Annotated in this window: 11 protein-coding genes; 4 read left to right on the forward strand and 7 right to left on the reverse strand. The window is 66.3% G+C overall.

Annotated features, from left to right (window positions below):
- Positions 1-201 precede the first annotated feature (201 nt).
- Positions 202-966: a FadR/GntR family transcriptional regulator gene (locus GFK26_RS31145; RefSeq protein WP_099795891.1), complete on the forward strand. Its 765-nt coding sequence runs from the start codon at positions 202-204 to the stop codon at positions 964-966.
- Positions 967-978: 12 nt separating this feature from the next.
- Here GFK26_RS31145 and GFK26_RS31150 read toward each other — a convergent pair whose 3' ends face one another.
- Both GFK26_RS31150 and GFK26_RS31155 read right to left on the reverse strand, forming a co-directional pair.
- Positions 979-1458: a GNAT family N-acetyltransferase gene (locus tag GFK26_RS31150; protein ID WP_228121819.1), complete on the reverse strand. Its 480-nt coding sequence runs from the start codon at positions 1456-1458 to the stop codon at positions 979-981.
- Complete coding sequence (locus GFK26_RS31155) at positions 1458-2441, reverse strand: LysR family transcriptional regulator (RefSeq protein ID WP_153285360.1); 984 nt, start codon at positions 2439-2441, stop codon at positions 1458-1460. Before GFK26_RS31155 ends, GFK26_RS31150 begins: the two co-directional genes overlap by 1 nt.
- 106 nt (positions 2442-2547) lie before the next feature.
- On the opposite strand from GFK26_RS31155, the gene GFK26_RS31160 reads away from it, so the two are divergent.
- Together GFK26_RS31160 and GFK26_RS31165 are read left to right on the forward strand one after the other, a co-directional pair.
- The gene (locus tag GFK26_RS31160) at positions 2548-3903 is read left to right on the forward strand and encodes an aspartate aminotransferase family protein (protein WP_153285361.1); all 1356 of its coding nucleotides are present in this window, start codon (positions 2548-2550) and stop codon (positions 3901-3903) included.
- Between the two features lie 22 nt (positions 3904-3925).
- Entirely contained in the window at positions 3926-5443 is a 1518-nt protein-coding gene (locus GFK26_RS31165; protein ID WP_153285362.1) for a CoA-acylating methylmalonate-semialdehyde dehydrogenase, read from the forward strand.
- Positions 5444-5462: 19 nt separating this feature from the next.
- Here GFK26_RS31165 and GFK26_RS31170 read toward each other — a convergent pair whose 3' ends face one another.
- Genes GFK26_RS31170 through GFK26_RS31190 form a run of 5 tightly spaced genes read right to left on the reverse strand, consistent with a single transcriptional unit; the run spans position 5463 to position 10882 of the window.
- Complete coding sequence (locus GFK26_RS31170) at positions 5463-6851, reverse strand: FAD-dependent oxidoreductase (protein WP_153285363.1); 1389 nt, start codon at positions 6849-6851, stop codon at positions 5463-5465.
- 9 nt (positions 6852-6860) lie between these two features.
- Positions 6861-7430, reverse strand: a complete 570-nt coding sequence (locus tag GFK26_RS31175; protein WP_153285364.1) for a phosphonate degradation HD-domain oxygenase — start codon at positions 7428-7430, stop codon at positions 6861-6863.
- 2 nt (positions 7431-7432) lie between these two features.
- The gene (phnY, locus tag GFK26_RS31180) at positions 7433-8881 is read right to left on the reverse strand and encodes a phosphonoacetaldehyde dehydrogenase (protein WP_153285365.1); all 1449 of its coding nucleotides are present in this window, start codon (positions 8879-8881) and stop codon (positions 7433-7435) included.
- A 26-nt stretch (positions 8882-8907) separates the two neighbouring features.
- Positions 8908-10134 carry a phosphonoacetate hydrolase gene (gene phnA, locus GFK26_RS31185; RefSeq protein ID WP_153285366.1) on the reverse strand — a complete coding sequence of 409 codons (1227 nt, stop codon included), beginning with the start codon at positions 10132-10134 and terminating at the stop codon, positions 8908-8910.
- A gap of 1 nt (position 10135) precedes the next feature.
- Positions 10136-10882 (reverse strand): phosphonate utilization associated transcriptional regulator, encoded by a 747-nt coding sequence (locus GFK26_RS31190; protein WP_153285367.1) that lies wholly within the window; start codon positions 10880-10882, stop codon positions 10136-10138.
- A gap of 164 nt (positions 10883-11046) precedes the next feature.
- Here GFK26_RS31190 and GFK26_RS31195 point away from each other — a divergent pair, with 164 nt between their 5' ends.
- Positions 11047-12084 (forward strand): putative 2-aminoethylphosphonate ABC transporter substrate-binding protein, encoded by a 1038-nt coding sequence (locus GFK26_RS31195; RefSeq protein ID WP_153285368.1) that lies wholly within the window; start codon positions 11047-11049, stop codon positions 12082-12084.
- The last annotated feature ends 17 nt before the right edge of the window (positions 12085-12101 follow it).

Consider the following 12101-nt stretch of genomic DNA (forward strand, 5'->3'; position numbering starts at 1 on the left):
AGGTGTGGAAAGTGGGGGGAAGAAAACACAGTGCCTGCGATCGCCGGCAATTTAAGCGGATAAATAGGATTAATATGCTGGTAAAAACCCGCTAGCAAGCCCCGTGCCCCAACCCAACCCGACCCTGCCGATGACGCCGTTAAGATCGCGCGCTGTTGCGCATCCCGCGCATCTCCCGATGTGCATGGATGGAGCGTTTTGATGAGAGTGGGGCACAACCCTCCGAAGCGGCAAAAGCTCTCGGACGTCATCGTTGAAGACGTCAAGCGATGGATCGTTGCCGAGCGCAAGCAGCCCGGCGACCGGCTACCGAACGAGAAGGAACTGATCGAGCTCTTCGGCTATTCGAAGAGCACCGTGCGCGAGGCGCTGAAGGCGCTCGAGGTGCGCGGGCTGATCTCGATCCGCACCGGCCCCGGCGGCGGCGCGTACCTGCAGCAGGTGTCGGTCGACCATGCGTCGGAGCCGCTGCGCAACTTCCTGCACTTTCATCACCTCGACGGCCACCACATCTACCAGCTGCGCAAGGCGCTGGAGCCCGAACTGGCCGTGAGCGTGGTCGGGCGGCTCACGCCCGAACACTTCACAAGGCTCGAAGAGAACGTGCGCCTGTGCACCATCGAGCCCACCAACGAAGACGAGTTGCGCACCCAGCGCGAGGCCGAGCTGGCCTTTCACACGATGCTGGCCGAGGCCTGCCCCAACCCGGTGCTGTCCTTCATGTGCCGCTTTCTCAACGACCTGCTGCGCGACCTCGTCGTCTACAAGAAAGCGCTGGACCACCACCACTTCGGCGAGACCAATGTGGACTACCACACGCAACTGCTGGCGGCCTACCGCAAGGAAGATGCGGACGAGGTGCGGCGGCTGATGGCGGAGCACATGGTGGATGCGGAGCACCACATGCATGAGATGGAAGCGCACATCGGGGCGAAGCATCTGCTGCTGCCCAGCGGACAGCGATAGCACCACAAAGGTCTAGAAGACCTTGCGAAACCGCTCGGCCCTGCCGAAGCGCACGGCGACGGTGCCGTTCGCTTCGAATCCGCAGCGAAGGTAGAACGACCCGGCGTGCGGATTGCCGGTGACGTGGAGTGCCGACGCACCCTGGCGCCGGGAAAGCTCGACACAGTGCGCGACCAATGCCTTGCCGATGCCGCGACGCCATGCCTCGGGCTCGACGAACAATCCATCGAGTTCGGCGCTGCCGTCATCGTTGGGCAGCACGACAGCGAATCCAGCCGTCACGCCATGGATCTCTGCCACGAACACCCGGCCATCGACGATCTGGGCTAGAGGCAGTTCGATGGCGTCCGGGTCGGACTGAATCGCCTCGCGATCGCCAGGGTTCGCGAGCGATGCGCGCCGCTGCAAGTCTTCGAGTGCCCGGTGTTCCGATGCAAGTGCAGGGCGAATACGCAGTGGTGTTTCGGTCATCTTGGCTGGTTTCAGTGCCATCAGATCTTCTTCGGACCGCCATGCGCCTGCTCCAGGCACGCCTGAAACGCCAACACCGCCCGTGAAGGCTTCGGCGATCGCCGCAGCAGGCTCACGAACCGGCACGCATAGTTGAAGCGCGCCGGCAGCACCGCCTTCATCAGCCCACGCTGCTCGAACACCTGCGCGTAGTGGTCGGGCAGAAAGCCCAGGAAGCGCCCTGACAGGATCAGCGTCGCAATCGCCTCCTGGTCGAACCCCGTCGCCTTGCGCGACAGCCGCGCGCGGTGGCTCAGTTCCATGTTCGGCGAGTGATACCCCAGCCCGGCGAAATGATGCTCGCCGAGCTTCGACCACGTGAGCTTGCCGTGCGGGCTGTCGAACAGCGGATGCCCTTTGCCGCAATACAGCAGCATGGTTTCGTCGAACAGGTCGGCGTAGACCAGGCTCTTCGAGCTGCGGTGCGCCGGGATGATGCCGATCTGGAAGTTGCCCTCCAGCACGCCCTGCTCGATGGCGTTGATCGAGCCCACGTGCACCGCCAGGTTCACCTCGGGCGCGATCTCGGTGAAGCGCGCAATGGCCTCGCCGATGCGCGCCTTCGGGTTGGTCGCGGTCTTGTCGAACAGCGCCACCTCGAGCTGGCCGCCCATGCGGTTGTGGATGTCGTCGATGCTGCCGCGGAAGGCGTCGACCGAGGCCAGCAGGCGCAGCGTCTCGTCGTACACGCGCTGGCCCTCGGCCGTGAGCGCAAAGCCCGCCCGGCCGCGCCGGCACAGCACGAGGCCCAGCCGCGTTTCCAGGTCTTTCACGTGGCGGCTCACGGTGGAAGTGCCGATGTTCAGTTCCAGTTCGGCTGCCGCCATGCCGCCGCAGTCGACCACGCTCTTGAACACCTTGAGCAGGCGCAGGTCCATGTCGCTGAGCTGCCCTAGGACGGCGCGGTTGCGGGTGCCCTGGGCACTGGTTTCGGTAGCGGGCGAGGCCTTTGCCTTTACTTGCATGGATCGTCAAGTGAACATTGATATTGCGCCATTCTCCACACTGAAGGCTCTGCGAACAATCGGCACATCCCTTCACCCCCGGAGCCCGCCCTGCGCGGGATGCGCCATGACCCTCGCCACACCCGCCATCGAACCCACGCCTACCGCGCGCACCGACGCCGCCTGGCTCGAGGCGCACTGGATGCCCTACACCGGCAACCGCAACTTCAAGGCCGATCCGCGGATCATCGTGGAGGCCAAGGGCGCCTACTTCACCGACAACGACGGCCGCAAGATCTTCGACGGCCTGTCGGGCCTGTGGTGCTCGGGCCTGGGCCACGGCCGCCCCGAGATCACCGAGGCGGTGAGCCGCCAGATCGCCAAGCTCGACTACTCGCCCGCCTTCCAGTTCGGCCACCCGCTCTCGTTCGAGCTGGCCAACAAGATCAAGGAACTGACGCCCGCCGGCCTGGACTACGTGTTCTTCACCGGCTCGGGCTCCGAAGCCGCCGACACCTCGCTGAAGATGGCGCGCGCCTACTGGCGCACCAAGGGCCAGGCCGGCAAGACGCGCCTCATCGGCCGCGAGAAGGGCTACCACGGCGTGAACTACGGCGGCATCTCGGTGGGCGGCATCGCGGCCAACCGCAAGCTGTTCGGCCAGGGCGTCGAGGCCGACCACCTGCCGCACACGCAGCTGGCGGCCAACGCCTTCACGCGCGGCATGCCCGAGAACGGCGCCGAGCTGGCCGACCGCCTGCTCGACCTGATCGCGCTGCACGACGCCTCGACCATCGCGGCCGTGATCGTCGAGCCCTTTGCCGGTTCGGCCGGCGTGGTGATTCCGCCGAAGGGCTACCTGAAGCGCCTGCGCGACATCTGCACGGCGCACAACATCCTGCTGATTTTTGACGAAGTGATCACCGGGTTCGGCCGCTGCGGCGCGCTCACGGGCGCCGATGCCTTCGGCGTCACGCCCGACATCATGAACATCGCCAAGCAGGTCACCAACGGCGCGCAGCCGCTGGGCGCCGTGGTCGCCAACAAGGACATCTACGACACCTTCATGGCCGCCGGCGGTCCCGAGTACATGCTCGAGTTCCCGCACGGCTACACCTACGGCGCGCACCCCGTGGCCTGCGCCGCCGGCATCGCCGCGCTCGACGTGCTGCAGAAGGAAGACATGATCGGCCGCGTGCAGACGCTGGCCCCGCACTTCGAGAACGCCGTGCACAGCCTGAAGGGCAGCAAGCACGTCGCCGACATCCGCAACTACGGCCTCGCCGCCGGCATCACCATCGCCGCGCTGCCGGGCGAGCCCGCACGCCGCCCCTACGAGATCGCGATGAACTGCTGGAAGAAAGGCTTCTACGTGCGCTACGGCGGCGACACGATCCAGCTCGCCCCGCCGTTCATTGCCGAGAAGGCCGAGATCGACCGCATGGTCAATGCGCTCGCAGACGCCCTCGCCGAAACCAACTGATCCCCTTTCGAGATACCCAGACATGCAACACGACAAGAACGTCACCGCCACCATCGGCCACTTCATCGACGGCAAGCACGTCGGCGGCGGCAGCCGCGTGCAGCCGGTGTTCGACCCCGCCACCGGCCTGTCGGCCAAGAGCGTCGCGCTCGCCGACAAGCTCACGGTCGAGCAGGCCATCGCCGCGGCGCAGGCCGCCTTCCCGGCCTGGCGCAACACGCCGCCGCTGAAGCGCGCCCGCGTGATGAGCCGCCTGAAGACGCTGCTCGAAGAAAACGCCGACACCATCGCCGCGCTCATCACCGCCGAACACGGCAAGGTGCTGGCCGACGCGCACGGCGAGCTGCAGCGCGGCATCGAGAACGTCGAGTACGCCAGCTACGTGCCCGAGCTGCTCAAGGGCGAGCACAGCAAGAACGTCGGCCCGTCGATCGACTCGTGGAGCGAGTTCCAGGCGATGGGTGTCGCGGCCGGCATCACGCCGTTCAACTTCCCCGTCATGGTGCCGCTGTGGATGTGGCCGATGGCCGTGGCCTGCGGCAACACCTTCGTGCTCAAGCCCTCGGAGCGCACGCCCTCCTCCACGCTGTTCATGGCCGAACTCGCGCTGCAGGCCGGCCTGCCGCCGGGCGTGCTCAACGTGGTCAACGGCGACAAGGAAGCGGTCGACACGCTGCTGACCGACCGCCGCGTGAAGGCCGTGAGCTTCGTGGGCTCGACGCCCATCGCCGAATACATCTACACCACGGGCACGGCCCACGGCAAGCGCGTGCAGGCGCTCGGTGGCGCCAAGAACCACGCAGTGGTGATGCCCGATGCCGACATCGGCAACGCGGTGAGCGCGCTCATGGGCGCGGCCTACGGCTCGTGCGGCGAGCGCTGCATGGCGATCCCGCTGGTGGTGGCCGTGGGCGACGCCACGGCCGATGCGGTGGTCGAGGGCCTGAAGGTCGAAATCGCCAAGATGAAGGTCGGCCCCGGCACCGACAACGGCAACGACATGGGCCCGCTGGTCACCCAGCCGCACTTCGAGAAGGTCAAGGCCTTCGTCGACGCGGGCGTGGCCGCCGGCGCCAAGCTGGTGGTCGACGGACGCGGCGTCCAGGTCGAAGGCCACGAAGGCGGCTACTACCTCGGCGCCTGCCTGTTCGACCACGTGAAGCCCGGCATGACGATCTACCAGGAAGAGATCTTCGGCCCCGTGCTCGGCGTGGTGCGCGTGAAAACGCTGCAAGAGGCGATGGACCTGATCGACGCGCACGAGTACGGCAACGGCACCTGCATCTTCACGCGCGACGGCGAGGCCGCGCGCTGGTTCAGCGACAACATCCAGGTCGGCATGGTCGGCATCAACGTGCCGCTGCCGGTGCCCGTGGCGTACCACTCGTTCGGCGGCTGGAAGCGCTCGCTGTTCGGCGACCTGCACGCCTACGGCCCCGACGCCGTGCGCTTCTACACCAAGCGCAAGACCGTCACGCAGCGCTGGCCCTCGGCCGGCGTGCGTGAAGGGACGATGTTCTCGTTCCCGTCGAATCGCTGAAGCGATCGATAGCTGCGGGTCAAGCCTTGTCGGCTTTTCCCGCGGCGTTGGCGAGCTTGCTGAGCAAGCGGTCCACCAGCCATGGCTGGCGGTCCTCATCCTCAGCGCGTTCCTTGCGGCGGATCGCGTTGCGCACGACGATCGAGCCCACGTAGCGCATCGGCTCCGGCGGAAAGTAGCCCAGCGGCCCGGCCGTGATCGGGCTGCGCGTCCATGCGTTGTCCTGGTCGAGCACCAGCGACGACAGGATCTGCCCGCCCATGTAGGTCGGCCCCACCCCATTGCCCGAGTAGCCGAAGCCGTAGTAGATGTGCGGCGCGCCATCGAGCTTGCCGAAGAACGGAAAGCCCGTCACCGAGCGGTCCGACGGGCCGTTCCAGCTCGCGGTGATCGGCGTGTTGCTCAGTGCCGGGAAGAAGGAATGCAGGGCCTGCGTGAGCTCGGCCTCGTACGGCGAGCGCTCGTCGAACACCTTGGCCATGCGACCGCCCCACGCGAAGGTGTTGCCACCCTTGCCCAGCATGATGCGGCCGTCGACCGTGCTGCGGTAGTAGTACACGAAGGTGCGCGAGTCGAGCACCGACACGCCGTCGGTCAGGCCGATCTGCTGCAGCAGCTCGGGGCAGCGCTCGGTGATGATCATGTCGCTCGACACGATGGCGATGGTCCGCTCGAACTGCGGGAAGCGGCTGGCCATCCACGCGTTCATCGCGAGCACCAGTTTCTTCGCGCGCACGCGCCCGGTCGGTGTGCGCACCACCACGGGCTGGTCGGTGCTGAAGTCGAGCATCGGCGTGCGCTCGTGGATGCGGATGCCCATGGCCAGCGCCACGCGCCGCAGCCCGCGCACCAGCTTGCCTGGATGCACGGTGGCGGCGATCGGCGAGTACACGCCGGCCAGGTTGCGCGCCGAGCCCGAGCGCCGCGCCACTTCGTCGGGCGGCAGCGCGTGGTACGAATGAATGCCGCGCGCTTCCAGCGCCTGCATCATCGGATCGAGCGTGCCGATCTGCGCCTGCGAGGTCGCGGTGTAGAGCGTGCCGTCGCGCCGCAACTCGGCGTCGATGCCGTGCGCGGCGCAGAAGTCGGCGATGTGCCCCACCGCGGCTTCCGACGCCTTCACAAGGCGCACGGCCTCGTCTTCGCCGAACAGCCGCCGCAAGGTCAAAAACTTGGCTGACCACGTGAGCAGGCAACCGCCGTTGCGCCCGCTCGCGCCGGCACCGCAGAGGTCGCTTTCGAGAATGACGATGTCGAGCGCAGGCGCCTGCAGCTTGGCCTGAATGGCCGTCCACAGGCCGGTGAAGCCGCCACCGACGATGCAGACGTCAGCGGTGGTTTCACCTTGCAGCGCCGGGGCCAGATCGCCGTCGTTGAAGAGCGCTTGTTCGATCCAGAAGGGGCGCATCCGTGTGCCTTAGGCGGTGAGGGCTTGCCGGTACTCGGCGGAACTGATTTCGAGATGGCGCACGAAGTGTGCGAGGCCGGGCATGTCGGCATCGGCCAGCTTGGCCGTGTCGTCCCACTGCCGCAGGCGCACCGCATCCATCGCGTACGGCAGGGCCTCGAAGGCCCGGGCCTGCGCCTCGTCGAACACGCCACCCTGCAGTTGCAGGCTGCGCTTCGAGTCGGCCGACAGCGCCTCCAGGTAGCCGGGCACACGCGCGCACAGAAAACGCTTGGCGTCCACGTGCAGCCTGATCGGCTCCAGCGTGGCCGGGCCGAACAGCGCACGCAGGAACGGCAGGCAGCGGTACTGGTGCAGGTCGTCCAGCCCCTGCTGCGTCGGCGTGCCGCCGAAGTCGTGCAGCAGGTGGCCCAGGTCGTGCAGCAGGGAGGCGGCGATCAGCGCGCTGTCCGCCCCCTCCTGCTCGGCCAGGTGCGCCGACTGCAGCGCATGCTCCAGCTGCGTGACAGGCTCGCCGTCGTACTGCGCGTGGCCCTTGGTCTCGAAGAGGCCGACGATGTCGGGAATGCTGAGGCTCATGGTTACCAGGGCAGCGAGTAGGTCTTGGTGTTGGTGAAGCTCTTCATCGCCTCGAGCACGCCTTCCTTGTAGCCCAGGCCCGAGTCCTTGATGCCGCCGAAGGGCGTGAGCTCCAGGCGGTAGCCCGGCACTTCGCGCACGTTCACGCTGCCCACGTTCAGCTCGCGGATGAAGCGCGTGATGTAGTCCAGCCGGTTGGTGCAGATCGACGACGACAAACCGTAGGCCGTGCCGTTCGAGATGCGGATCGCCTCGTCGATGTTCTTGAAGCGGATCACCGGCGACACGGGGCCGAAGGTCTCCTGCTTGGCGACGGTCATCTCGGGGTCGACGTGGTCGAGCACTGTCGGCGAATAGAGCGCGCCGCGGCGTTCGTTGCCGTACAGCAGCCTGGCGCCGGCCGCAATGGCTTCATTGACCACGGCTTCGAATTGCTTCGCAGCCGCTTCGTCGATCACGGTGCCCATGTCGGTGTCCGGGTCCATCGGGTCGCCGTACTTCAGCGCGCGGGTCTTCTCGACCAGCAACTCGACGAAACGGTCCGCGACCGATTCGTGCACCAGCATGCGTTTCACGGCGGTGCAGCGCTGGCCCGAGTTCTTGTAAGAACCATTGGCAGCGAGCGTGGCCGCTTCTTCGATGTCCGCGTCTTCCATCACGATGATCGGGTCGTTGCCGCCCAGCTCCAGGATCTGGCGCTTGTAGGTGGCCTTGCCTGCGATGTACTTGCCGATGGGCACGCCACCCGTGAAGGTGACGAGGTCGACATCGGCATTGGTCAGCAGCTCGTCGGCGATCTCCTTGGGGTCGCCGGTAAGCACCGACAGCATCTGCGGCGGCAGTCCGGCTTCGTACAGGATGTCGGCCAGCAGGAAGGCCGTGAGCGGCGTCTTCTCGCTGGGTTTGAGCACGATGCGGTTGTTGGTCGCAATGGCCGGCGCCACCTTGTGGATCACCTGGTTCAGCGGGTGATTGAACGGCGTGATGGCAGTGATGGCGCCCAGCAGCGGCTCGCGCATCGTGTAGACCTTGCGGCTCTTGCCGTGGTGCGTGAGGTCGCACGAGAACACCTGGCCGTCGTCGACCAGCGCCTGGTTGGCGGCGAACAGCAGCACGTCGGAGGCGCGGCCCACTTCGTACAGCGAGTCCTTGCGCGACAGGCCCGACTCGAGCGTGATGGTGCGCGACATCTCGTCCAGGCGCGAAGCGATGATCTCGCCGGCGCGCATGAGGATCTTGTAGCGCTCGTAGCGCGTGAGCGTGGGCTTGTAGTCGCGGGCGATGCGCAGGGCGTTGCGCACGTCGTCCAGCGTGGCCTTGGGCACGGTGGCGATCACTTCGCCGGTGTACGGGTAGGTGACGTCGATGGTGCGGTCGCGGTGGACTTTCTCTCCGGCGATGCGCAGGGCTTCGCGGTGGACAGTGCCTGGCTTCAGGATGGCTTGGCTCATGAATGCTCCGTGTGGTCCGTGTGTTTTCAGCGTGCGTGGTTCAGGGCAAGGTCGAGCGCATCGAAGTTGCGCAGCCGGCGACCGGCGGCAATGCCTTCGACCGGGCGGTTGCAGATCAGCGGCACCTTCTGCTCGGACACACCGCCGTGCGAGCGCAGCGGCACTTCGAGTGCCGACAGGTCGTGGCGGCTGGCGGCCGTGCCGATGACGGTGCTCTGCTCGCTCACCACCACGATGTCGCCGATGCGGTCGGGCGGCAGCTCGAAGCGCTGTGCGGCTTCCTTGCGCGAGAGCACGAGTTCCATGCCCGGGATGCCCTTGATGCGTTCGATCCAGCCCGGCACGCTGGCTTCGTCGGGGGCGTACACCGTGGCGAAGGAACCGAGCGCGCCGTGGTGCACCACGTACGGGTCGGTGATCGGCAGGATCACGCGGGCCGTTTCAGCGCCGTACCAGTCGTCGAGCACGTCCTGCAGATAGATGACGTTGGGCGAGCCGTCGGCACCGTGCTTGTCGTTCATGCCGTGGTCGGCCGTGAGCACGATGGTGGCGCCCAGCGCGTCGAGCTGCGCGAGGTAGCCGTCCATCATTTGATAGAACGCGTTGGCTGCGGGGCTGCCCGGCGCGGCCTTGTGCTGTACGTAGTCGGTGGTCGACAGGTACATGAGGTCGGGGCGCTGCGATTCCATCAGCTTCACGCCCGCGGCGAACACGAACTCCGAGAGCTCCGCGCTGTACACCGAGGGCACCGGCATGCCGACCATGTCGAGCACGTTGTCGATGCCGTTCTCTTCCATCGTCACCTGGTCCGACTTCTCCGACGAGAAGCAGATGCCCTTCATCTTGTGGCCGAGCAGCTTGCGCAGCTTGTCCTTGGCGGTGATCACCGCGAGCTTGGCGCCCGCGTCGGCAAAGGCGGCCAGCACGGTGCCGGCGCGCAGGTACTTGGGGTCGTTCATCATCACTTCCTGACCGAGCTCGCGGTCGAAGAAGTAGTTGCCGCAGATGCCGTGCACCGCAGGCGGCGCACCGGTCACGATCGACAGGTTGTTGGGGTTGGTGAACGAAGGCACGACGCAGTCGGCGAGCAGGTCGGCGCCGTCCTTGCGCATGCGGGCGATGTACGGTGCCACGCCGGCTTCGATGGCTGCGTCGAGGTAGGCCGGCTCGCAGCCGTCCACGCACACGACCACGATCGGACGGGCCATCCAGCGATAGCTCCTGGCATTGACTTCAAGTGTCTCCGGTGTCATTTCAGACTTCCTTTTGGGGTGGGTGGTTCGGGGTAACGGGGGTGTTGCTGGCGATGGCCGCATCGCCGTCGATGCGACCGAAGGCCTTGTGCATGCGCGCGCGGCTGCCGGCCACGTGGTCGCGCAGTGCGCGCCCGGCCGTGTCGGCGTTGCCGCTGGCAATGGCGTCGACGATGTGGCTGTGCTCGTCGGCCGAGACCCGCAGGCCGCCGCCGCTGTCGAGCGCACGCATTCTGAAAAGGTGCAGCTCCTTGACGAGCCGCTTGTAGGTCTCGGTGAGCTTCTTGCTGCCGGCCGTGTCGAGCAGGATCTCGTGGAACTGCAGGTTGAGCTGCGCGTACTGCTCCACGTCCTGCGCCTGGGCCGCCGAGCGCATGGCGTCGACCATGGCGCGCAGGCGCTCCACCGCGTCGGGCTGGATGGCCAGCGCCACGCGCCGGCCGATGATTTCTTCGAGCGCCTCGCGCAGTTCGTAGATCTCGTCGGCTTCCTCGAATGCGATCTCTCGCACGAAGACACCGCGGTTCTTCTCGTTGCGCACCAGGCCCGCCTCTTCCAGCGCGCGCAGCGCCTCGCGGATCGGGCCGCGGCTGGTGTTGAAGCGCAGCGAGAGCTCGCTCTCGTTGATGCGGCTGCCCACGGGGAGCTCGCCCGTCATGATCAAACGCTCGATTTCTTCCTGCATCAGCATCGGCAGCGAGCTGGACTGGAGGAACGCGAGGGCGGCGGAGTGATTGCTGGTGACCATGGGGCGTATTTTCCCGAAGGATCGTCAACTGTCAACAATTTTTTATTGACAGTCGGCAATCAGCAACCTACATTGCAAACACCGGACGGCGTTGGACACCTTCGCGCCGGCGCCAGCCCCTCACTCACCCTCTTCAGTGACAGCCAGCCTTTCAGGAGAAACAGATGACGATGAAACAAAGCACGCGCCGTCTCACGGCCGCCCTGTGTGTTGCAGCCCTCGGCCTCGTGTCCGGCAGTGCGTGGGCGCAAAAGACGCCGCTCCTGGTCTACACGGCGCTCGAAACCGACGCCATGAAGCTCTACAAGGACGCCTTCGAGAAGGCCAACCCTGACATCGAGGTGAAGTGGGTGCGCGACTCCACCGGCATCGTCACCGCCAAGCTGCTGGCCGAAAAAGCCAACCCGCAGGCCGACGTGGTGGCCGGCCTGGCCGCCAGCAGCCTGGCGCTGCTGCAGCAGGAAGGCATGCTGCTTCCTTATGAGCCCAAGGGCTTCAAGGAGTTGAACCCTGCGTACTCCGACGCCGCCCGCCCGCCCGCCTGGGTCGGCATGGACGTCTGGGCCGCCACCATCTGCTTCAACCATGTCGAGGCCAAGAAGCTCGGCCTGCCCAAGCCCGAGAGCTGGAAGGACCTGACCAAGCCCATCTACAAGGGCACGATCTCGATGCCGCATCCCGCCTCCAGCGGCACCGGCTACCTCGATGTGTCGTACTGGCTGCAGAACCTGGGCGACGCCGAAGGCTGGAAGTACATGGACGCGCTGCACCAGAACATTGCGCAGTACGTGCACTCGGGCTCCAAGCCCTGCAAGCAGGCGGGCGCGGGCGAGTTCCCCATCGGCATCTCGTTCGAGTTCCGTGCGCACCAGGTGAAGAAGTCGGGCGCACCGGTCGACCTGATCTTCCCGAAGGAAGGCCTGGGCTGGGACATCGAGGCCACGAGCCTCATGAAGACCAGCACGAAGCTGGCGCAAGGCAAGCGCTTTGCCGACTGGATGGCGAGCAAGGAAGCCAACCAGATCAGCGCACGCTGGTGGGCCGTGGTCGCCTACCCGGGCGTGGTCTCGAAGCTCGAAGGCATTCCTGAGAACTACGAGAAGCTGCTGGCCAAGAACGACCTGAACTGGGCCGCCAAGAACCGCGAACGCATCCTGGCTGAATGGAGCAAGCGCTACGAAGGCAAGGCCGAACCCAAGTAAGCCCGACGGCATCCCCC

This window comes from Variovorax paradoxus (assembly GCF_009498455.1).
Taxonomy (GTDB): Bacteria; Pseudomonadota; Gammaproteobacteria; order Burkholderiales; family Burkholderiaceae_C; genus Variovorax; species Variovorax paradoxus_H.